We start from the raw sequence: 20,164 nt of genomic DNA on the forward strand, positions 1-20,164 counted from the left end.
TTCTTTGAGCGATTTCGTTGAGAAAGCTAAACGCAGTATTCTACGCTGACTGATATCTTACATGAAGGAGCGACCATGACGCCCAGCATAACGAGCCTAAAAAATCTGGATTTGTCCCTGCTGGCGCAGCGGCTTGGAAAGCTTTGCCAGCAGTTGGATATAGAGGTGACCACGGCAGAGTCGTGTACCGGTGGCGGCATTGCCAGTGCGATCACCTCGGCTGCAGGCAGCTCGGCCTACTTCACAACGGGTTACGTGACGTATGCTAATGCGGCTAAAACGCGGCTGATCGGTGTCTCAGACGTTACACTACACACCCATGGCGCTGTCAGTGAAGCGGTGGTGAATGCCATGGTGGCCGGTGCCTGCCGTGATAGCGGCGCGCAATTGGGCGTGGCGGTCAGTGGTGTGGCAGGCCCCGGGGGCGGCAGCGATGAAAAGCCGGTGGGTACGGTGTGGTTGGCCTGGGGCGATGCTAATCACCAGGACGCCGAATGTTTTCATTTTCCCGGTGATCGCCAAGCGGTACGCGAGCAGGCCGTTCGCGAGGCGTTGGCAGGGCTGGTGGCGCGCCTGGATATGCTGGCTGAGGGTCAGGAAGAGAAATAATCGTTAAAAACCACGTTGAGGATTTGTTTAGCGACGAATTTTTGGCATAATACTGGTTAATTATACAGTCTGTGATGAGGGTGTTTGCATGGCTCAGGATGACAACCGTACGAAAGCGCTAAACGCCGCACTTAGTCAGATCGATCGTCAGTTTGGTAAAGGCACGGTGATGCGCTTGGGTGACGCGCCTCGCGTTGTGATGCCGTCAGTCTCCACTGGCTCGCTGGGGCTGGATATTGCGCTTGGCATTGGAGGATTACCCTTTGGCCGAGTAGTCGAAATCTTTGGCCCTGAATCCTCCGGTAAAACCACCCTGACGCTTTCCGTGATTGCTCAAGCACAGAAGCAGGGCAAGGTGTGTGCGTTTGTTGATGCCGAGCATGCGCTTGATCCAAGCTATGCGGAAAAACTGGGTGTTAACCTCGATGATCTGCTGGTTTCCCAGCCAGACACGGGTGAACAGGCGCTTGAAATCACCGATATGCTGGTGCGCTCAGGCGGCGTTGACGTGATTATTATCGACTCCGTGGCAGCGCTTACTCCGCGTGCGGAGATCGAAGGGGAGATGGGGGATACCCACGTAGGCCTGCAAGCACGTTTGATGTCTCAGGCGCTGCGTAAAATCACCGGTAATATTAAAAACGCCAACTGTTTAGTGGTCTTTATCAACCAGATTCGCATGAAAATCGGCGTTATGTTTGGTAGCCCGGAAACCACCACAGGCGGTAACGCACTGAAATTCTACTCCAGTGTTCGGTTGGATATTCGCCGCACCGGCTCGGTGAAATCGGGCGATGAAGTCACCGGTAACGAAACGCGCGTTAAAGTAGTTAAAAACAAGGTAGCACCGCCGTTCCGTCAGGCCGAGTTCCAGATTCTTTACGGCAAGGGTATCTACCATGCCGGTGAGGTGGTCGACTTGGGCGTACAGTGCAACCTGGTCGACAAGGCGGGTGCCTGGTATAGCTATAAAGGCAGCAAAATCGGTCAGGGCAAGGCAAATGCGGCTCAGTACCTGGAAGAGCATCCGGCCATTATGGAGGAGATCGAAAGCCAGATCCGCGAACAGTTGCTTGCCAAGCCTGACCCCAAGAAAGAAGAGGCATCGGCTGCTGATGTTGCCGCCGATGCTGACGACGACCTGCTGTAACGCTTATGTTTGCTTCGTCACGTGATGCCACCCCACGCGACATCGCACTACAGCTGCTATCTCGGCGCGAGTACTCTCGCGCTGAGATAGCGCAAAAGCTAAAACAAAAAGCCGTTGATACCGCTGACATTGAGGCGTGCCTGGACACCCTTGAAGAGCAGGGGCTTCAGTCAGACGTCCGCTTTGCTGAAAGCTTTATCCGTTCACGCATTATGCGCGGTCAGGGCGTGATACGGATTAAAGGCGAGCTGCGTCAACGCGGCATCAGCCAGGAAATAGTGGCAGAAACCCTCGCTACCGTAGAAGAGAATGAAGGTGTCGATTGGTTTGAACTGGCCAGTGATACCTTATCGCGACGCTTTTCCTCCCCCGGTGAATCCCCCAAAGAGCGGGCCAAACGAGAGCGCTTTCTAGCGTCACGAGGCTTCGATTTTGAACAAATTCGTTACGCGCTCTCTTGCCTGTAAAGCCTTCTTTCATCACTATTGTGGGTTATCGATTTCTGACGTCTTTAGCTCTTAGCCATTAACTGCCGCTTTAGTCGTTAGACAACTGCGCTATAATGGCGCTTTTGCGACCCCAGCGGGTAGCGGCGACAGCGCCCTGGGGCATCATGCTTTATTGTTACGGATACCCTATGAGAAGCGCAGAGATTAGACAGGCCTTTTTATCCTTTTTCGAAGAGCAAGGGCATACCATTGTGCCCACAAGCTCTCTGGTGCCAGGTAACGACCCGACATTGCTGTTTACCAACGCGGGCATGGTGCCGTTCAAAGATGTGTTTCTTGGCCGTGACCCACGCCCTTATGTGCGTGCCACCTCATCTCAGCGCTGCGTGCGTGCCGGTGGTAAGCATAACGACCTGGATAACGTTGGCTATACCGCACGCCACCATACGTTTTTTGAGATGCTGGGTAACTTCAGCTTTGGTGATTACTTCAAGCGGGACGCTATCCGATTTGCGTGGACGTTTTTAACCGAAACGCTAGGCCTGCCTAAAGAGAAGCTGTGGGTCACCGTGCATATTAGCGATGACGAGGCCGAGCGCATCTGGAAAGATGAAATCGGCATCGACCCGGAGCGCTTCTCCAGGCTGGATGAAGATAACTTCTGGCAAATGGGCGATACCGGCCCCTGCGGCCCCAGCTCAGAAGTCTTCTTTGATCACGGCCCTGACGTATGGGGTGGTCCTCCCGGCAGCGCTGACGAAGATGGCGACCGCTACATTGAGATCTGGAACCTGGTCTTTATGCAGTTCGATCGCGACGCCCAGGGCACGCTGAACCCGCTGCCCAAGCCCTCTATTGATACCGGCATGGGGCTTGAACGGGTAGCGGCCGTTATGCAGGGCGTGCACTCCAACTACGAAATCGATCTGTTCCAGAATTTGCTTCAGGCGGCCGCCAAGGCGACCGGGCATGCCGATATGGCAACGCCTTCACTACGCGTTATTGCGGACCATATTCGTTCGTGTGCGTTTTTAATTGCCGACGGCGTACTGCCTTCAAATGAAGGCCGTGGTTATGTGCTGCGGCGCATTATCCGTCGAGCGGTTCGTCATGGTCACAAGCTGGGCGCCACCAAGCCGTTCTTCTATACCCTAGTGGATGCACTGGATGCCGAGATGGGCGATGCCTATCCCGAACTGCGTGAGGCGAGCGCCCAAATTGCCCGTATCCTGCTGAAAGAAGAGGAGCAGTTTGCGCGCACGCTGGACCACGGCATGGGCTTATTGAATACCGCGCTTGAGGAGCTTGATGGCAACGTGCTGTCGGGTGAAACCGTGTTCAAGCTGTATGACACGTACGGTTTCCCGTTTGACCTTACGGCGGATGTTTGCCGTGAGCGCGGTGTGACATTGGATGAAGTTGGTTTCCAGCGCGAGCTTGACGCTCAGCGCGAGCGTGCCCGAGCGGCCAGCCAGTTTGGCGCCGACTACAGCGCCTCTATTGAGCTGGATGGCGAAACCCAGTTTACGGGGTATGACCAGCTTGAAGATCAGTCCACGGTAACTGCTATTGTGGATAGCGAAGGCAACGCCCTTGTCGCGCTGGAAGCAGGCCAGAAAGGCACTGTCGTATTAGACCGTACCGCGTTTTATGGTGAATCGGGCGGCCAGGTGGGCGATACCGGCTACTTATACGTAGAGGGCGGCCGCTTCGAAGTTACCGATACACAAAAGCAGAACGGTCATCATCTGCACCAAGGCGTGATGATAGAAGGCACGTTGAACGTGGGGGCCAGCGTTCGTGGCGAGGTTGATGCCAGCTTGCGCTCTGCGACCATTCGCAACCACTCGGCCACCCACCTGCTGCACAAAGCCTTGCGCATGGTGTTGGGCGATCACGTGCAGCAGAAAGGCTCACTGGTAAATGCTGAACGTCTGCGCTTCGATTTCAGCCACTTCGAGCCTCTGAGTGCTGATCAGTTGGCAGAGGTGGAGCGTCTGGTTAACGAGCAGATCCTTGCTAATGCGCCGACGTACGTTGAGCAGATGAGCCTGGAGCAAGCCAAGGCCAAAGGGGCTGCGGCGTTGTTTGAAGCCAAGTATGCGGAAAATGTTCGCGTATTGACGATCGGTGCTGACGGCTTTTCGATTGAACTGTGTGGCGGTACTCACGTTGCACGAAGTGGTGATATCGGCTGCTGCCATATCGTCAGTGAAGTAGGTATTGCCTCTGGCGTGCGGCGCATCGAAGCCATTACCGGCGAGAATGCGTTGGCCTACTTCCGCGAGCAGGAAGCGCGCGTGCAGCGGTTGGGTGATCGCTTGAAAACCAAGCCCGAGCAGGTGGAAGCCCGCGTAGAGTCATTGGTCGAGCGTAATCGCAGCCTGGAAAAAGAGCTTGAGCAGTTGAAGGCTAAGCTGGCAAGCGCTGCGGGTAGCGACATGCTGAGCCAGGCGCAGGAGATCGGCGGCGTTAAGCTGCTGGCGACTCAGTTGGAGGGAGTATCCGGTAAGGATCTGCGTGGCGTGCTTGACCAACTTAAAAACAAGATTGGCTCTGGCGTTATTATCCTGGGCGTTGCCGATGAGGCGGCGGGCAAGGTCAGCCTGATTGCAGGCGTGACTCAAGACCTGACCGAGCGCGTTAAAGCCGGTGAGCTGGTTAACCATGTCGCCTCGCAAGTTGGCGGTAAAGGCGGTGGTCGTGCTGATATGGCGCAGGCGGGTGGCAGTCAGCCAGAAGCGCTGGCTGGCGCGTTAAGTAGCGTCCCCGCGTGGCTGGAAAACATACTTAGCTAATCACAAAGGCCGGTGGCAATTATCTGCAACCGGCCTTTTGCTAACTTAATATAACTACTTTCATCCCCCATTCCCGGACGAATAGGAAAAAACGGCATATGGCACTATACGTACAGAAGTTCGGTGGCACCTCGGTAGGTTCTGTTGACCGTATCAAAGCCGTGGCGGAAAAGGTCAAGGGCTTTCGTGACCAGGGCCACCAGGTCGTGGTCGTGGTCTCCGCCATGAGCGGAGAGACCAACCGGTTGACCGATATGGCCAATGCGCTTAATGATGACCCCGCCCCGCGTGAAATGGATATGCTGCTCTCGACCGGTGAGCAGGTAACGATTTCATTGCTCGCCATGGCGCTCCAGCAGGTTGGCGTTGCGGCCACTTCACACACCGGTGCCCAGGTCGGTATTCATACTGACAATGCTTATACCAAAGCGCGTATTCAGCGCATTGAAACCGAAGACCTTAAGGCTGACCTCGACGCAGGCAAGGTCGTGGTTGTGGCTGGTTTTCAGGGCGTTGATGAAGACGGCAATATCACTACGCTAGGACGTGGTGGCTCGGACACTACCGGGGTAGCGCTTGCTGCGGCACTCGGCGCCGATGAGTGCCAGATCTATACTGACGTTGATGGGGTTTACACCACTGACCCCCGCGTATGCACCAAGGCACAGCGCCTGGAGTGCATTACGGTGGAAGAAATGCTGGAGCTTGCAAGCCTGGGCTCCAAAGTGCTGCAAATTCGTGCGGTAGAGTTTGCGGGCAAGTACAACGTTCCCCTACGGGTACTGTCGAGCTTTGAAGATGGCCCCGGTACCCTAATTATTGCAGATGCTGACCAAGACGAGGACTCCATGGAAGAACCGCTGATTTCCGGTATCGCGTTTACCAAAAATGAAGCCAAGCTGACACTGCTGCACACGCCCGATGTACCAGGTGTTGCGTCGCGCATTCTTGGCCCTATCGCTGATGCCAACATTGAAGTCGATATGATCGTGCAGAACGTAGCGCCGGCGGGTGACTACACCGACTTTACCTTCACCGTGGCGAAGGGCGACTACAAGACCACCAAGAAGCTGCTTGAAGAAACGGTCATTCCTGACCTGGGCGGCGGTGAGCTGCGTGGCGATGACAATATCGCCAAGGTATCCCTGGTCGGTGTTGGCATGCGCTCTCACGCCGGTGTTGCCTCGAAGATGTTCCGCGTTTTGGCTGATGAAAACGTCAATATCCGTATGGTTTCCACCTCTGAAATTAAAATCTCAGTGGTGATTGATGAAAAGCATATGGAACTTGCCGTTAACGCGTTACACAAGGCATTTGGCCTGGATAAGTCAGATATAGAATCTGAATAACATTTCTACCTTAAACCTTCTACGCTGAAAAGGTACTCGCTACTTGCTGGTGGTGAGCTTTCTTTCAACGGGAGGTTTGGGTGTCATGGAGTCAGAGGCATTGGTTAGCGCGCCGCTATGCCGCATAATGGCTTAGTGGCGCCTCTGGTGGACACAACCCGTTGTATAAAACGTCTGAGAAGGAGATCAGCCATGCTCATCCTAACCCGCCGAGTTGGCGAAACATTGATGATAGGTGATGAAATCACCGTCACAGTGTTAGGTGTGAAAGGTAATCAAGTGCGTATCGGCGTCAATGCGCCGAAAGACGTTGCTGTACACCGTGAAGAGATCTATCAGCGCATCCAGCGCGAGCGTAGCAGTGAAGAAAGCGAAGCAGAATAAATGGTCGCTTTTATCGCGCCCAATACAGGGTGTATCAACGGTAAGATGAAGCTGGCGCGAAAAAAATCGGCATAGGACTAGACAGCAGTCGCTGAAATCGGTAACATTCGCGCCGTGCTGTTGAGGAGAGGTGGCCGAGTGGCTGAAGGCGCTCCCCTGCTAAGGGAGTATAGGGTTTATAGCCCTATCGAGGGTTCGAATCCCTCTCTCTCCGCCAGCCGCACATTAGAAGATGCGCCCGTAGCTCAGCTGGATAGAGTACCTGACTACGAATCAGGGGGTCGGAGGTTCGAATCCTCCCGGGCGCGCCATCTTCTAACCTGATGTAAGGCGGAAGCCTATAAGTATTTCATTACAAGTATTTAAGCATAAGCACTTCATCATGTTTAGTAATGAGTATTTACATCACTAAAGCGCCCGTAGCTCAGCTGGATAGAGTACCTGACTACGAATCAGGGGGTCGGAGGTTCGAATCCTCCCGGGCGCGCCAGATTCTAAACCCGTTCTCTTTTATGAGAGCGGGTTTTCTGCTTTCTAGCCTGACCAGGGCGGCTCGCGCTTTGGTTTTGGATCGTTTTAAGCGCCCCGCATTGCGAGGGCGCTTTTTTTTGGTCAATGCCTTGCTTAGTGGCAGCTGACAGCCGCCTCAGGGTGCGCTGTGTCGATGACCAGGTTTTTAAGCAGGGTATCAAGGTCCGTTAGGCGTTTAACGCGCTGAAAGTGCTGGTTGGCTTCTTCGTTGCCCTGACGCATCTGTGCGAGCCACTGCTTTACCAGCGAGACCACAACCCGATCGGGTAGATGCTGCCGCTGAAGATGCGCGTACTCCTTGATCACGCTGGCACGCATTGGCCATGTGGTTTCAGGCAGTCGTTCACCGGTTCGCTGCCAGTGCCGGATACGTGGCGCAAGCCAGGGGTCTGCTAGCGCGCTACGGCCTAACATCACGTCTCTGCAGCCTGACAGGGTGCGCGCTTTCCAGTACGCCTCCAGCGTCCATATATCGCCATTGGCAACCACGGGTATCGATACCTGCTGGCGCACTCGGCCGATCCACTCCCAGTGAGCCGGAGGGCGATAGCCTTCATCACGTGTGCGGCCGTGAACAACCAGGCGAGCGGCACCGCCTGCCTGGGTCGCCTGGGCGCAGGCGACGGCTAAGCGCCGGTCTGAAAAGCCCAGGCGGATTTTAGCGGTGACCGGAATTTGACCCTCAAGTGCTTCGGAGACGGCCTTCACTGCCTGGTAGACGCGTTCAGGGCGGCGCAGTAACGAGGCGCCTCCATCATGCCGATTAACCAGCTTGGCCGGGCAGCCGAAATTCAAGTCCACGCTGACAGCACCCAGCGCTAACGCCTGGCGAGCATTTTCAGCCAGCGCCTTGGGGTCAGAGCCAAGCAGTTGCAAATGCACGGGAATGCCGCTGGCGGTCGCAACAGGGCGGTTGGTAAGCTCAGGGCAGTGCTTGTAAAACACTCGGGGCGGGAGGCGCGTGTCGACCACGCGGACAAATTCGGTAACGGTCCAATCAAAGCCTGCCTCACGCGTTAATAAGTCGCGGGTGAGGGCGTCGATAACGCCCTCCATTGGGGCGAGGCCAATTTTTCCATTTTGTAGTAAATTAACAACCATGACTTCCACTATGGCGCGATTGCGTTTTATGCTGGGTGTGGCAGGTTAGTGTATTACTTTGACGGCGCCAAGGGGCTTTTAGAACCCTTTAAGCGTTAATTTATGCTCTACAACAAGAGAGACATTATGCAGAATGCAGAACTACTCCAGGAGGGGCTCGCAATTATGGGGCTTGGGATGGGCTTTGTTTTTGTTTTTCTTACTATTTTAGTCATTAGCGTTACGTTGATGTCAAAACTGTTGGGACGTTTTCACCCGACGCCTGTGCCGACGTTGGCAGGTACAAAGCCTTCGTCTGCTCCCGCGTTGAGTGGCGAGGACGAGGAAGTGACTGCAGTTATCAGTGCTGCGGTGCATCGTTACCGCTCATTAAAGCGTCACTAATCGGTAATTTTTTAGTCAGCCTATCCCCTTATTTGCCTTTATTTTGTTAGTTTTACTACATATCAATAATTTTAACGTGTGAGCTACTGCTATGAATGAGACAAAACGCCCGCTGGGAATTACCGATGTGGTACTGCGTGATGCCCATCAATCACTGTTTGCGACCCGCTTGCGTCTGGACGATATGCTGCCCATCGCTGAAAAGCTGGATCGTGTTGGCTACTGGTCGCTAGAGACCTGGGGTGGCGCCACCTTTGATGCATGCATTCGTTATTTAGGCGAAGACCCATGGGAGCGCATCCGGGCATTAAAAGAGGCGATGCCCAATACGCCTCAAGCCATGCTACTGCGTGGTCAAAACCTGTTGGGCTATCGCCACTATGCGGATGATGTAGTCGATAAGTTTGTCGAACGGGCCAAAACCAACGGCGTTGATGTGTTCCGTGTGTTTGATGCCATGAATGACCCGCGCAACCTGGAGCGCGCGATTAAAGCGGTTCGTCAGGTGGGTGGGCATGCACAGGGCACTATTTCCTACACGGTAAGCCCGGTACATACCCTGGATAGCTGGGTCGATCTAGCGACCAATATTGCCGAAATGGGCGCAGACTCGCTGGCTATCAAGGATATGGCGGGGCTGTTAACGCCTTACACCGCATTTGAGCTGGTAACGCGGCTGAAGAAAAATCTGTCTATTCCTGTTCACCTGCACTGCCATGCCACGACAGGACTTTCCACTTCCACCATTCTTAAGGCAGTAGAGGCCGGTATCGATAACGTCGATACCGCGATTTCGTCCATGTCGATGACGTATGGACATAGCCCCACAGAGTCCGTTGTTGCGATGCTCAAGGACACCGACCGTGATACCGGGCTGGACCTTGAACTGTTGGAAGACATCGCGGGCTATTTCCGTGAAGTACGTAAAAAGTACGCTGCTTTTGAAGGTTCGTTACGCGGCATCGATTCGCGCATTCTGGTGGCCCAGGTGCCAGGCGGCATGCTGACCAATATGGAAAGTCAGCTGAAAGAACAGGGCGCGGGCGACAAGCTGGACGATGTGCTTGGCGAAATTCCTCGTGTGCGTGAAGACCTGGGATTTATTCCGCTGGTGACGCCCACGTCGCAAATCGTCGGTACCCAAGCGGTAATGAACGTGATGATGGGCGAGCGTTACAAGTCCATTTCCAAAGAGGTGCAGGCGCTGCTGAAAGGCGAATACGGCGCGGCACCCGCCCCCTTTAACACCGAGCTTCAAGCCCGCGTGCTGGAAGGCGGTCAGCCGATTACCTGTCGCCCGGCGGATAACCTTGCACCTGAAATGCAAAAGCTGGCGGCAGAGCTTAAAGAGAAAGCCGGCGCCGAGCAGGTACGCCTGGCAGAGGGCGACTGTGAAATAGACGATGTCTTGACCTACGCCTTGTTCCCACAAATCGGTCTGAAGTTTCTTAAAAATCGTGATAACGCGGACGCTTTCGAACCCGCGCCCCAGGCGGCTGGTAGCGAGCCTGCCAAGCCTCCGGTGGTTACTCAAGGCAGTGCGCCAGAGGCGGCACGTGGCCCTGAAACCTATACCGTAAAGCTCAATGGCAAAGCGTTTGTAGTGGAAGTTTCTGAAGGCGGCGATATTGGCCAGGTGCAAGAGCAGTCGGCTGCGCCTGCGGCGAGCCCCGCCCCGGTGGCCAGCAGTGGTGAAACCATAGAAGCACCGCTTGCTGGCAATATCTTCAAGGTGAATGTGCGCCCTGGCGACCAGGTGGCGGATGGGGACGTGGTCATCATTCTTGAAGCTATGAAAATGGAAACCGAAATTCGCGCCAGCAGTGCCGGCACGGTATCGAAAGTCAATGTTAGTGAAGGCGACAGCGTAGCTGTTGGCGACGTACTGATTGAGCTTTAAGGGCCTCGGGAATGGATAAGCTAGTCACGTTATGGGAGGGCTCGGGGCTTTATAACCTTGAGCTTGGCCAGGTGGTCATGATCGGGGTCGGGCTGCTGCTGCTCTATTTGGCGATCCATAAGAAATTTGAGCCGCTGCTGTTGGTGCCGATTGGTTTTGGGGGGATTCTTGCCAATATTCCCGAAGCTGGCCTTGCGATTTCAGCGCTGGACCAGGCCATTGAGGTTGGCAAGCCTGCCGTGCTTCAGCAGGTTGGTGCCGCGCTGGGCGTAATGCTGGATCCTTTGGCAGGCATTGATGCGTGGCGTGAAACGCTCAAAGTAGTTGCCCATGGTGAGGTAGCGCCAGAGCAGCTGCGTGCCGCTAAGGATATTGCGACAAGCGTCGGTTACAGCAATGGCATGCTGTATAACTTCTATTCAGTGGCCATTGCATCGGGTATCGCGCCGCTGTTGATCTTTATGGGCGTGGGCGCCATGACTGACTTTGGCCCGCTGCTTGCCAACCCTCGTACGCTGTTTCTAGGTGCTGCGGCCCAGTTTGGTATTTTCGCCACGCTGTTTGGTGCCGTTGTGCTGACCTCCATGGGCATCATGGACTTCTCGCTGAACCAGGCGGCAGCGATCGGGATTATCGGCGGCGCCGATGGGCCAACGTCTATCTATGTGTCCAGCGTGCTTGCGCCAGAGCTATTGGGTGCTATCGCGGTGGCGGCCTACGCGTACATGGCGCTGGTGCCGTTAATCCAGCCACCTATTATGCGGCTGTTAACCACTGAAAAAGAGCGTCAGATAAAAATGACGCAGCTGCGCCCCGTCTCCAGGCTGGAAAAAGTGATCTTTCCTCTCATGCTGTTGATCCTGGTCGCGCTGTTTCTACCCGACGCAGCACCGCTTCTGGGGATGTTCTGCTTTGGTAATTTGATGCGCGAATGCGGCGTGGTAGAGCGGCTTTCGGATACCGCCCAGAACGCGCTGATCAACATCGTGACAATCGTTCTAGGGCTTTCTGTTGGCTCAAAGCTGATGGCGGAAAGCTTCTTGACGGTGGAAACCCTCGGGATTCTGGGGCTGGGTATCGTGGCCTTCGGAATTGGTACCGCCGCCGGCGTGTTAATGGCCAAGCTGATGAACCTAATGAGCCGTATGCCGATTAATCCGCTGATAGGTGCTGCCGGGGTATCCGCTGTGCCTATGGCGGCGCGTGTAGCTAATAAGGTCGGTCTGGAATCCAATCCGCATAACTTCTTGTTGATGCATGCGATGGGTCCAAACGTGGCAGGGGTAATTGGTTCTGCCGTGGCTGCCGGGGTAATGATTAAATATTTGGGATAAATAGACAGGATTGACGGGGAAGCAGAAGTGCCCCATGCACGGCTTACGGTTTACACCGTAAGCCGTTTTTGGTTTAGGGGGCGGGTGCGTTTACCGGGGTAACGTCCAGCGTGCACTTTAGGCGATTTTCCAAGGGGGAAAGGTCGAACGTATGGTCGCGGGGCCAGCCAATGGTGAGCTGAACACCTTCGCCATCGTAGTTGACGTGTTCAATGGGGATGGCCTTTTCGTCGCACCAGGCGCGGGCGATCGCCTCGCTGGCAAAGGTAAGGCGTAGCGTGTAGGCGTCTCGCTCAATCACTTCACGCGTCGGTAAGGTTTCCAACGCATGGCTGATGGCTTGAGCGTAAGCCCGTGCCAGCCCGCCGGTGCCTAGTTTGGTGCCGCCAAAGTAGCGCGTCACGACACCGCCGATTTCACCCATTTGGCTGCCTTGAAGTACCTGGTACATTGGCCGGCCAGCCGTGCCGCCAGGCTCGCCATCATCGGAAAAACCAATCAGTGTTTGCTCCCCGGGCGGCCCAGCAATATAAGCCGTACAGTGATGGCTGGCATTGGGGTGAGCAGCTCTTGCCGCTTCAAGAAGTGCACTAAAAGCGGCCACATCTGGCGCATGGCATAGCCACGCCAGAAACTGGCTTTTTTCGACCTCTATCTCGGCGGTATGCCACTGCGAGGCAGCTAAATCAGGAACTTGATAACGCAATCAGTGCTCCATAAGGCCATAAGAATTGGCAGCAAGGTCGTTGGCACTATCCTGCGCCACACCCATTACCATTCCTAACACTTGAATATCGCGATTGTGCAAAAAGAGATCCGGCGCTTGGGTATCGGCAGGCCATAAATGTACGCCAAAGCGACTGATCGAGAGCTGCTTCAACGCAACAGGCTGCTGATTGATGTGAGCGACGGCGGTTTCTTCGTGGGTATCGCATTGAAAACGCCGAATAATAATGACATCTCCATCAAACAAGTTGCAATCACGCATTCGGTTGCCACGTATTTTTAGGGCGTAGGTATTGTGCCGCGTTCTGCGTGGTGCTGTTTTAAAGGCGCGTGCCGATTGAATGCCTTTAGGTGCGCAGGACGCGCTGCTCAATACGGTAGAACCGGCGTGAGTTGGTGCTGACATCGATATATTCATAGGAAATTCTCCAATGCAGCGCCCTTTCCCTAGGCGTTTAGTAGTGGCAAGCCAGCAGGTTGCTGGCATGTCTTTTCATACAGTGTTTTAGTATACAGCTGTTTTTACATACAGTGGTAGTGCTGTTTTTATCCAGTGCCTTTGGCTATTCAAAATGCTGGTTCCGTCAGCACGCTTGGTGCATTCTCACGGCCGCTGCGATTGGCTGGAGATAACCTGGCTTTCCGTGTAGAGTTTTGGCTAACTATCAACCTGTTGGGAGACACCTTTGAGCCTGTGCCTGCAAGCACGACAACTAGCCTGCGAGCGTGATGGGCGCTGGCTATTTGAAGGGCTCGATCTCACGATTCGCAGCGGTGACATTGTTCGAATTGAAGGCCCCAATGGCAGCGGCAAGACCACACTGTTAAAGCTGCTGGCAGGTCAACTGAGTGATTACCAAGGCGAGCTTTTCTGGAACGGCGCGCCACTTCGCAAGGTGCGTGAACATTATCTGGCCAACCTGCTGTATCTGGGACATTCGCCAGGCATCAAGGCTGGGCTTTCACCGCTTGAAAACCTGGCCTGGTACCAGGCGCTAAGCGGCGAGCGGGGTAATGAATCGCAGCGCCTGAGCGCTTTGGAGCAAGTAGGGCTTGGCGGTTTTGAGGACGTATTGGCCGGCCAGCTGTCGGCGGGTCAGCAGCGCCGTGTGGCGCTGGCCCGGTTAACGCTGACGCGCCGTCCACTCTGGGTGCTTGACGAGCCGTTTTCCGCCATTGACCACCAAGGCGTAGCCGCGCTTGAAGCGCAGCTTTCAGCTCATGCTCAAGCCGGGGGAAGCATTCTGGTAACCACTCACCATGGGCTGAATGCTTCGCCCGCCGCTCGCTGTATTCAACTGGGGTAGACAATGACGCAGGGGCAGAAGGCGACCACTACACTACTTGAAACGCCAGTGCCGGGCGGGCTGTGGATTGCCTTTACCGCCACCCTGAAGCGTGATGTAACACTGATGTTCAGACGCCGCGGCGAGCTGCTCAATCCGCTGGTCTTCTTCGCGCTGGTGATAACGCTGTTCCCAATCGGCATTTCACCCGACCGCGCCGTGCTTGCGCTGATCGCGCCAGGTCTTTTGTGGGTAGCGGCGCTTCTGGCGGCGCTTTTGTCGCTGGATAGCCTGTTTCGCACCGATTATGACGACGGCAGCCTTGAGCAGATGCTGCTCGCGCCTCAGCCGCTAGTCGCGCTTAGCATGGCCAAGGTACTTGCCCACTGGTTGTTGACCGGGCTGCCGCTGGCACTGGTCGCGCCGCTTCTAGGTGTGACGCTGGCCCTGCCTCCGGGCAGCTATGTGGTGCTTGCGCTTTCGCTTTTGCTGGGCAGCGCCAGTTTGAGCCTGCTTGGCGCGATTGGTGCGGCGTTGACCGTCGGTATCGCGCGAGGCGGTGTACTGCTGTCGCTGCTTATACTGCCGCTGTATATACCGGTGCTTATTTTTGGGGTTGGGGCGGTGCAGGCTGCTGTCATCGGTGAAGGTGTCGCGGCGCACCTGGCCATGCTCGGGGCCCTGCTGGCCGCGTCGCTACTGTTGGCTCCCTGGGCGATTGCCGCCTCGCTACGCATCAGTATCAACGGTTGAGGACAGAACACGCCATGTGGACCTTTATTCATAAATGGGGCTCGCCCAAATGGTTTTATGTAATGAGCGCAAAGGTGCAGCCTTGGTGTTGGGCAGTCTCCCTGATACTCATTGCGACCGGTACGGTATGGGGGTTAGCCTTTGCACCCACCGAGGTGAATCAGGGGCAGGGCGATAGTTTCAGGATTATTTATGTCCACGTGCCCGCCGCCTTTCTTGCCCAGTCGGTGTTTGTTTCGATGGCGGTGGCGAGCCTGGTCTTCATGGTATGGAAGATCAAGGTGGCGGATATGGCCGCGACAGTCATGGCGCCGTTTGGGGCGGTGATGACGTTTGTGGCGCTTTTTTCCGGAGCGGTGTGGGGTGTGCCCACTTGGGGCACCTGGTGGATGTGGGACGCCCGACTGACCTCCATGCTGATTCTGTTGTTCCTGTTTCTAGGGGTGATCGCCCTGCGCAGTGCTTTTAGCCGTCGTGAGGGTGGATCAAAAGCGGCTTCGGTACTGGCCATGGTTGGGGTCATCAATATTCCGATTATCAAGTACTCGGTGGACTGGTGGTTTACGCTCCACCAGTCGGCGACCTTTACGTTGACGTCGCGGCCCCTCATGCCCACGGAAATGTGGCTGCCGTTACTGATCATGGTGCTGGGCTTCTACTGTTTTTTTATCGCTCTTACACTGATGCGTACGCGGAGTGAAATCCTGCGTCGGGAAATTGATAAGCGCTGGGTCAGGGATTTGATCAGGGAGGCGCGGTAATGGCATTTACATCGTTTGGCGCGTTCTTGGCCATGGGCGGACACGGACCTTACGTGTGGGCGGCCTGGGGCGTCACGGCACTTCTGATGGTTGCCTGCATCATTCATGCTCGTTTTGAGCGCCGCCAACTGGCCAGTGCTGTAAAACGCCGTGCCCGACGTGGTGACCGTCATCCACCCCATCAAGCGAGACATGCTGATGACACCTAAACGTCGCCAGAAGCTAGTGATCATTCTCGGCGCGCTGGCGCTAGCCGCCGTGGCGGTAGGCCTCACGCTCTATGCCCTGCGCACTAATATCAACCTGTTCTACAGTCCGGTGCAGATTGCCCTAGGGGACGCGCCCATCGAGCGGACAATCCGTGCAGGCGGTATGGTAAAGGAGGGCTCGGTTGTCCGTGACCCGCAAAGCCTGAATGTCGAGTTCCTGGTAACCGACTACGTGGACGAGCTTGCGGTGGCCTATAACGGCATCCTGCCGGATCTGTTTCGCGAAGGGCAGGGCGTGGTAGTGGTAGGCAAACTGTCTACAGACGGGCGGTTTATCGCTGACAAGGTGCTTGCTCGCCACGATGAAAACTACATGCCGCCCGAAGTGTCGCAAGCGTTAGAAGAGGCAGGTTACTCGCCTGCTGATTATCAGGACCAACCGGTTGAAGCAGCCAAGCGTGAATAGGTTGAGCCAATGTCCTATACCCTAGAGTCCGTGTCATGCTGGAGTGCCGATGCTGGTAAAATTGATCCCTGAGCTTGGGCACTTCGCGTTAATTATTGCCCTGCTAATAGCAGTATTGCAGGGCGTAATGCCGTTAGCCGGGGCGGCCACGCGCAGGCCGCTTTGGATGGCATATGGTCATCCCATGGCCACGGGGCAGTTTCTGTTTATCGCAGTGGCTTATATGTGCCTAACCGCCAGCTATGCGCTGGATGACTTCAGCGTGGCGAACGTCGCCAACAACTCCAACTCGCTGTTGCCCTGGTACTACAAGCTCAGTGCGGTGTGGGGCAACCACGAAGGGTCGGTGCTGTTGTGGAGCCTGATGCTGGCGGGCTGGGGGTATGCCGCTTCGCGCTTTTCAGGCGGCCTGCCTCGCGACATGGTAGCGCGGGTACAGGGTGTGATGGGCTTGATTAGCGTGGGATTTTTACTGTTTATCCTGCTGACGTCCAATCCCTTCGAGCGGCTTTTGCCCAATGTGCCTCACGATGGCGCGGACCTTAATCCGCTGCTTCAGGATATTGGCTTGATTGTTCACCCGCCGATGCTCTACATGGGCTATGTCGGGTTTTCCGTCGTGTTTGCCTTCGCCATTGCCGCGCTGCTGGGTGGGCGGTTGGATGCGGCCTGGACGCGCTGGGCGCGCCCCTGGACCAATATTGCCTGGGCCTTTTTGACGGTGGGTATTGCATTGGGCAGTTGGTGGGCCTACTACGAACTTGGCTGGGGAGGCTGGTGGTTCTGGGACCCGGTAGAAAACGCCTCGCTGCTGCCCTGGCTAACCGGCACCGCGCTGATCCATTCGCTGGCCGTCACCGAAAAGCGCGGCTCGTTTAAAAGCTGGACCGTACTGCTGGCCATTTTTACCTTTTCGCTATCGCTGCTGGGTACCTTTCTGGTGCGTTCTGGTGTACTTACCTCGGTGCACGCGTTTGCCAATGACCCCTCACGCGGCTTGTTTATTCTGGTGCTGCTGACGATCACCGTGACGCTTTCTCTACTGATATTTGCGCTGCGCGCGCCCCGCGTGAGCCATCATGCGAGCTTCAACTGGCTATCACGAGATTCGCTGCTGCTTATCAACAATATTCTATTGGTCATCATGACCGTGACGATTTTGCTGGGTACGCTCTACCCGCTGATTTTAGACTCGCTCAAGCTGGGTAAAATCAGCGTGGGCCCGCCGTACTTTAATGCACTTTTTGTACCGCTGACGGTTGTGATGTGTCTCTTTATGGGGCTTGGTCCGGTCGCACGCTGGAAGAGCATGTCGGCCAGTGAGCTGCGCCGTAAGCTGTGGCTTGCTGGCGTCGCTGCGCTGGTGCTGGGTATGGTGTTGCCGCTGATATACACCGGTGAATGGAACCTGTGGGCCTCATTGGGTATTGTGGCTGCGCTGTGGATCGTGCTGCCGATTGGGAAGGACATGTGGGATAAAACCCGCCACGGCGCCAGCCGCCTGGCGGGTTTGCGCAAGCTTTCCCTGGCATATTGGGGCATGGTGCTCGGGCACGTGGGAATTGCAGTGACGATTATTGGTGTGGCCGTGGTGTCCAACTATGCCACTGAGCGCACGGTGCGTATGGCGCCGGGCACCGAGCTTGACGTCGCGGGCTATCAGTTCACGTTGACGGAGCTTAAAAGCCGCCGAGGCGCCAACTTTATGGCCGATACGGCCGTCATTCAGGTGCGCAATATCGAATCAGGGCGTGGTTTTATTATGCGCCCTGAGAAGCGCTTTTATCTGGCAACGGGTATGCCCATGAGCCAGGTCGCGCTACGCCCCGGCCTGTTTCGGGATCTTTACGTTGCCATGGGTGAAGATTTGGAGGATGGCAGTTGGGCCATGCGCATTCAATATAAGCCTTTTGTACGCTGGCTTTGGTTGGGCGGTTTGTTGATGGCGTTAGGCGGCATACTGGCAATAGTGGATAAGCGCTATCGCCGAACCAGAACGGCCGACCGTGCCGACGTGGCCCGCTCGCCCAAAACGCAGGAAGCCGCGCTATGAGCCGTCGACTATGGCTGTTACTGCTACCGCTGGGTTTTCTTCTGGTGGCGCTGTTTTTATATCAGCGTTTGCAGCATGACCCGTCAGCCCGGGACTCGGCGCTGATGGCACGTGAGTTCCCGACATTTGAGGCCTCCACGCTGCGTGATGAAGGCCGCCTGGTTGATCAAACGCTGCTCCAGGGGGAAGTCTCACTGGTTAATGTGTGGGGCGAATGGTGCCCGGCCTGCAAGCAGGAAATGCCCCAGCTTTTGGCATTGGCCGACCAGGGTGTTCGTATGGTCGGGGTGAACTATCGCGATACCCGCGAGAAGGGAATGCACTTTTTAAACGAGTTTGGCGACCCGTTTGAAGTGAATATCTTTGACCCTGACGGCAGCCTGGGCTTTGATCTCGGCGTTTATGGCGCGCCGGAAACGTTTCTGGTCGATGCCGATGGGATAATTCGCTATCACCATAAAGGCGATATCTCGCCTCAGGATATGGCCGAGCGTATTTTGCCGGAGGTAGCCAAATGGCGTTAATACGGACCCTGGCCGTGCTCTTCCTGCTGCTGTTGTCGGCAAGCGTTGTGGCGGAGGGAATCGAGCTGCGTGAGTTTGACGACCCGGTGCTGGCGCAGCGTTATCACGCATTAACCGCGTCCATGCGCTGCCCGCTGTGTGAAAACCAGGCCATCAATGATTCGAACTCGCCTATCTCCGCCGATATGCGCGAACGGGTGCATCAAATGCTGCAGGATGGGCGCTCCGATAGCGAAGTGATCAATCACATGGTCGAGCGCTTTGGTGACTATGTTCTCTATAATCCGCGCCTGGAGAGCCGCACCTATCTTCTGTGGGGGCTGCCCATCGGGTTAGGCGTCGGGGGTGTTTTGATCGTGCTGCTGATTGTGCGTGCACGGCGCCATGCGTCTGCCAAGGCGCTAAGTGCTGAAGAGCGCGCTCGGCTGGATGCGCTGATTCAGCGCAGGAGATCCTCATGACGCTTTTATGGGTCGCCATGGCGATTGTCATATTGCCAGCGATTGTCTTGCTACTTTCCCCGCTGCGTAAGGCGCATGCGCTTTATGACCAGCAACGCGCATATGAAGCCAACGACACTTCGGCCGAGCAGAACGTGGCCATTTTTCAGCGTCGGCTTGCCTCGTTAGAGGCGGCTCATGCGCGTGGCGATGTTAGTGCCGCGCAGTTTGAAGAAGGAACGCTGGAACTTGAGCGTAGCCTTCTGGAAGATACTGCCACGCTGGCCGTACGACCGCTACAATCGCCCCTTGCCGGGCGTTTAGCTGTGCCATTGATTGCCTTGAGTGTGGTGGCCATCAGTCTTTTTTGGTACCTGGAAGAGGGGGCCGAGGGTGATCTTGCCCTGTATGGCGTTCAGCAGGAATTACTCAACGACCCCGGCGCTACTCCAGGCACGTATATTCGTCGTATGGAAGAGCAGGCCGCGCTTCAGCCGGGCAATGCCAACGTGTGGGCCTCGCTGTTTCCGCTGTATCGCGATACCGGCCAGGAAGATAACGCCATCGATGCGCTGGAACGGCTCATCGCGCTGGAAGGCCGGCTCCCTGCACTGCTCGCCCAGCTTGCGCAAATTCGCTTCTTTATGGCAGGGCGTGAGCTGACCCCGGATGTGCAGCGTTTGGTGAATGAAACGCTGGCTCAGGACCCACGCCAACCAACGGTGCTCGGTCTGTTAGGCATTCACGCGTTTGATAACGGCGATTACGAGGGCGCAATGGACCGCTGGCGGCGCGCGCTGGCAACGGTCAACGATCCGAACACGGCCGACTCGCTACGCGAAGGTATCCGCGCGGCCCAGGAACGCCTGGCCGATACATCCGAAACAGCGGCGGCTGATGAGCCCTGAGCCAATCACCGCTGCCGAAGTCGTTATGAATCATGTATTTTGAATACTT

The 20,164-nt window shown here is 55.9% G+C and carries 21 protein-coding genes and 3 tRNA genes; 21 read left to right on the forward strand and 3 right to left on the reverse strand.

From position 1 onward, the window contains the following. Positions 1–75 precede the first annotated feature (75 nt). The 9 genes from FKN99_RS15240 (at position 76) to FKN99_RS15280 (ending at position 7,229) form a co-directional block, all read left to right on the forward strand. Positions 76–609, forward strand: coding sequence for a CinA family protein (locus FKN99_RS15240; RefSeq protein ID WP_172118674.1), 534 nt, complete (start codon positions 76–78; stop codon positions 607–609). Between the two features lie 88 nt (positions 610–697). Then, complete coding sequence (recA, locus tag FKN99_RS15245; protein ID WP_087107947.1) at positions 698–1,759, forward strand: recombinase RecA; 1,062 nt, start codon at positions 698–700, stop codon at positions 1,757–1,759. 5 nt (positions 1,760–1,764) lie between these two features. After that, positions 1,765–2,226: a regulatory protein RecX gene (locus tag FKN99_RS15250; protein WP_172118675.1), complete on the forward strand. Its 462-nt coding sequence runs from the start codon at positions 1,765–1,767 to the stop codon at positions 2,224–2,226. 170 nt (positions 2,227–2,396) lie between these two features. After that, positions 2,397–5,006 (forward strand): alanine--tRNA ligase, encoded by a 2,610-nt coding sequence (gene alaS / locus FKN99_RS15255; protein ID WP_172118676.1) that lies wholly within the window; start codon positions 2,397–2,399, stop codon positions 5,004–5,006. 98 nt (positions 5,007–5,104) lie between these two features. Beyond that, entirely contained in the window at positions 5,105–6,355 is a 1,251-nt protein-coding gene (locus FKN99_RS15260; protein ID WP_087107953.1) for an aspartate kinase, read from the forward strand. A gap of 192 nt (positions 6,356–6,547) precedes the next feature. Further along, positions 6,548–6,739, forward strand: coding sequence for a carbon storage regulator CsrA (gene csrA, locus FKN99_RS15265; protein ID WP_087107955.1), 192 nt, complete (start codon positions 6,548–6,550; stop codon positions 6,737–6,739). Positions 6,740–6,863: 124 nt separating this feature from the next. Next, positions 6,864–6,956 (forward strand) — tRNA-Ser (locus FKN99_RS15270). A 17-nt stretch (positions 6,957–6,973) separates the two neighbouring features. Beyond that, positions 6,974–7,050, forward strand: a tRNA-Arg gene (locus FKN99_RS15275). 102 nt (positions 7,051–7,152) lie between these two features. After that, positions 7,153–7,229: transfer RNA gene (locus FKN99_RS15280), tRNA-Arg, on the forward strand. Positions 7,230–7,363: 134 nt separating this feature from the next. Here the strand turns inward: FKN99_RS15280 and FKN99_RS15285 are convergent. Continuing rightward, entirely contained in the window at positions 7,364–8,371 is a 1,008-nt protein-coding gene (locus tag FKN99_RS15285; RefSeq protein WP_253927059.1) for a tRNA dihydrouridine synthase, read from the reverse strand. A 126-nt stretch (positions 8,372–8,497) separates the two neighbouring features. Between FKN99_RS15285 and FKN99_RS15290 the strand changes: the two genes are divergently transcribed. The 3 genes from FKN99_RS15290 (at position 8,498) to FKN99_RS15300 (ending at position 11,989) form a co-directional block, all read left to right on the forward strand. Then, the gene (locus FKN99_RS15290; protein ID WP_172118677.1) at positions 8,498–8,755 is read left to right on the forward strand and encodes an OadG family protein; all 258 of its coding nucleotides are present in this window, start codon (positions 8,498–8,500) and stop codon (positions 8,753–8,755) included. Positions 8,756–8,846: 91 nt separating this feature from the next. Then, positions 8,847–10,655 (forward strand): sodium-extruding oxaloacetate decarboxylase subunit alpha, encoded by a 1,809-nt coding sequence (gene oadA, locus FKN99_RS15295; protein WP_172118678.1) that lies wholly within the window; start codon positions 8,847–8,849, stop codon positions 10,653–10,655. An 11-nt stretch (positions 10,656–10,666) separates the two neighbouring features. Continuing rightward, positions 10,667–11,989 (forward strand): sodium ion-translocating decarboxylase subunit beta, encoded by a 1,323-nt coding sequence (locus FKN99_RS15300; RefSeq protein ID WP_087107962.1) that lies wholly within the window; start codon positions 10,667–10,669, stop codon positions 11,987–11,989. Positions 11,990–12,062: 73 nt separating this feature from the next. Here the strand turns inward: FKN99_RS15300 and FKN99_RS15305 are convergent, their stop codons facing one another. Both FKN99_RS15305 and FKN99_RS15310 read right to left on the reverse strand, forming a co-directional pair. Beyond that, a complete protein-coding gene (locus FKN99_RS15305) occupies positions 12,063–12,695 on the reverse strand; it encodes an IMPACT family protein (RefSeq protein WP_172118679.1) in 633 nt (210 codons plus the stop codon). Beyond that, the gene (locus FKN99_RS15310) at positions 12,696–13,133 is read right to left on the reverse strand and encodes a LexA family protein (RefSeq protein WP_172118680.1); all 438 of its coding nucleotides are present in this window, start codon (positions 13,131–13,133) and stop codon (positions 12,696–12,698) included. A 268-nt stretch (positions 13,134–13,401) separates the two neighbouring features. Between FKN99_RS15310 and ccmA the strand changes: the two genes are divergently transcribed. Genes ccmA through ccmI form a run of 9 tightly spaced genes read left to right on the forward strand, consistent with a single transcriptional unit; the run spans position 13,402 to position 20,115 of the window. Then, on the forward strand, positions 13,402–14,022 hold the full coding sequence (gene ccmA, locus FKN99_RS15315) for a cytochrome c biogenesis heme-transporting ATPase CcmA (protein WP_172118681.1): 621 nt from the start codon (positions 13,402–13,404) through the stop codon (positions 14,020–14,022). 3 nt (positions 14,023–14,025) lie between these two features. Continuing rightward, entirely contained in the window at positions 14,026–14,754 is a 729-nt protein-coding gene (gene ccmB, locus FKN99_RS15320) for a heme exporter protein CcmB (RefSeq protein WP_172118682.1), read from the forward strand. 14 nt (positions 14,755–14,768) lie between these two features. Further along, complete coding sequence (locus tag FKN99_RS15325) at positions 14,769–15,515, forward strand: heme ABC transporter permease (RefSeq protein ID WP_172118683.1); 747 nt, start codon at positions 14,769–14,771, stop codon at positions 15,513–15,515. Continuing rightward, positions 15,515–15,724 (forward strand): heme exporter protein CcmD, encoded by a 210-nt coding sequence (gene ccmD, locus FKN99_RS15330; protein ID WP_172118684.1) that lies wholly within the window; start codon positions 15,515–15,517, stop codon positions 15,722–15,724. Before FKN99_RS15325 ends, ccmD begins: the two co-directional genes overlap by 1 nt. Then, positions 15,714–16,190: a cytochrome c maturation protein CcmE gene (gene ccmE / locus FKN99_RS15335; protein WP_172118685.1), complete on the forward strand. Its 477-nt coding sequence runs from the start codon at positions 15,714–15,716 to the stop codon at positions 16,188–16,190. The genes ccmD and ccmE overlap by 11 nt, the downstream gene beginning before the upstream one ends. A gap of 49 nt (positions 16,191–16,239) precedes the next feature. Continuing rightward, positions 16,240–18,243, forward strand: coding sequence for a heme lyase CcmF/NrfE family subunit (locus tag FKN99_RS15340; RefSeq protein ID WP_172118686.1), 2,004 nt, complete (start codon positions 16,240–16,242; stop codon positions 18,241–18,243). Then, the gene (locus FKN99_RS15345) at positions 18,240–18,767 is read left to right on the forward strand and encodes a DsbE family thiol:disulfide interchange protein (RefSeq protein WP_172118687.1); all 528 of its coding nucleotides are present in this window, start codon (positions 18,240–18,242) and stop codon (positions 18,765–18,767) included. The genes FKN99_RS15340 and FKN99_RS15345 overlap by 4 nt, the downstream gene beginning before the upstream one ends. After that, positions 18,758–19,228, forward strand: coding sequence for a cytochrome c-type biogenesis protein (locus tag FKN99_RS15350; RefSeq protein WP_172118688.1), 471 nt, complete (start codon positions 18,758–18,760; stop codon positions 19,226–19,228). Before FKN99_RS15345 ends, FKN99_RS15350 begins: the two co-directional genes overlap by 10 nt. After that, on the forward strand, positions 19,225–20,115 hold the full coding sequence (gene ccmI, locus FKN99_RS15355) for a c-type cytochrome biogenesis protein CcmI (RefSeq protein ID WP_172118689.1): 891 nt from the start codon (positions 19,225–19,227) through the stop codon (positions 20,113–20,115). The genes FKN99_RS15350 and ccmI overlap by 4 nt, the downstream gene beginning before the upstream one ends. The last annotated feature ends 49 nt before the right edge of the window (positions 20,116–20,164 follow it).

This window comes from Halomonas hibernica, assembly GCF_013183775.1.
In the GTDB taxonomy this organism is placed as follows: Bacteria; Pseudomonadota; Gammaproteobacteria; order Pseudomonadales; family Halomonadaceae; genus Vreelandella; species Vreelandella citrativorans.

Coding starts and splice junctions, on each gene's coding strand:
- FKN99_RS15260 (WP_087107953.1), top strand. CDS start 5,105: ATGGCACTATACGTACAGAAGTTCGGTGGCACCTCGGTAGGTTCTGTT.
- ccmB (WP_172118682.1), top strand. CDS start 14,026: ATGACGCAGGGGCAGAAGGCGACCACTACACTACTTGAAACGCCAGTG.
- ccmD (WP_172118684.1), top strand. CDS start 15,515: ATGGCATTTACATCGTTTGGCGCGTTCTTGGCCATGGGCGGACACGGA.
- FKN99_RS15345 (WP_172118687.1), top strand. CDS start 18,240: ATGAGCCGTCGACTATGGCTGTTACTGCTACCGCTGGGTTTTCTTCTG.
- FKN99_RS15325 (WP_172118683.1), top strand. CDS start 14,769: ATGTGGACCTTTATTCATAAATGGGGCTCGCCCAAATGGTTTTATGTA.
- alaS (WP_172118676.1), top strand. CDS start 2,397: ATGAGAAGCGCAGAGATTAGACAGGCCTTTTTATCCTTTTTCGAAGAG.
- csrA (WP_087107955.1), top strand. CDS start 6,548: ATGCTCATCCTAACCCGCCGAGTTGGCGAAACATTGATGATAGGTGAT.
- FKN99_RS15250 (WP_172118675.1), top strand. CDS start 1,765: ATGTTTGCTTCGTCACGTGATGCCACCCCACGCGACATCGCACTACAG.
- recA (WP_087107947.1), top strand. CDS start 698: ATGGCTCAGGATGACAACCGTACGAAAGCGCTAAACGCCGCACTTAGT.
- ccmE (WP_172118685.1), top strand. CDS start 15,714: ATGACACCTAAACGTCGCCAGAAGCTAGTGATCATTCTCGGCGCGCTG.
- oadA (WP_172118678.1), top strand. CDS start 8,847: ATGAATGAGACAAAACGCCCGCTGGGAATTACCGATGTGGTACTGCGT.
- FKN99_RS15300 (WP_087107962.1), top strand. CDS start 10,667: ATGGATAAGCTAGTCACGTTATGGGAGGGCTCGGGGCTTTATAACCTT.
- FKN99_RS15350 (WP_172118688.1), top strand. CDS start 18,758: ATGGCGTTAATACGGACCCTGGCCGTGCTCTTCCTGCTGCTGTTGTCG.
- FKN99_RS15290 (WP_172118677.1), top strand. CDS start 8,498: ATGCAGAATGCAGAACTACTCCAGGAGGGGCTCGCAATTATGGGGCTT.
- FKN99_RS15285 (WP_253927059.1), bottom strand. CDS start 8,371: ATGGTTGTTAATTTACTACAAAATGGAAAAATTGGCCTCGCCCCAATG.
- FKN99_RS15340 (WP_172118686.1), top strand. CDS start 16,240: ATGCTGGTAAAATTGATCCCTGAGCTTGGGCACTTCGCGTTAATTATT.
- FKN99_RS15310 (WP_172118680.1), bottom strand. CDS start 13,133: ATGAATATATCGATGTCAGCACCAACTCACGCCGGTTCTACCGTATTG.
- ccmI (WP_172118689.1), top strand. CDS start 19,225: ATGACGCTTTTATGGGTCGCCATGGCGATTGTCATATTGCCAGCGATT.
- FKN99_RS15240 (WP_172118674.1), top strand. CDS start 76: ATGACGCCCAGCATAACGAGCCTAAAAAATCTGGATTTGTCCCTGCTG.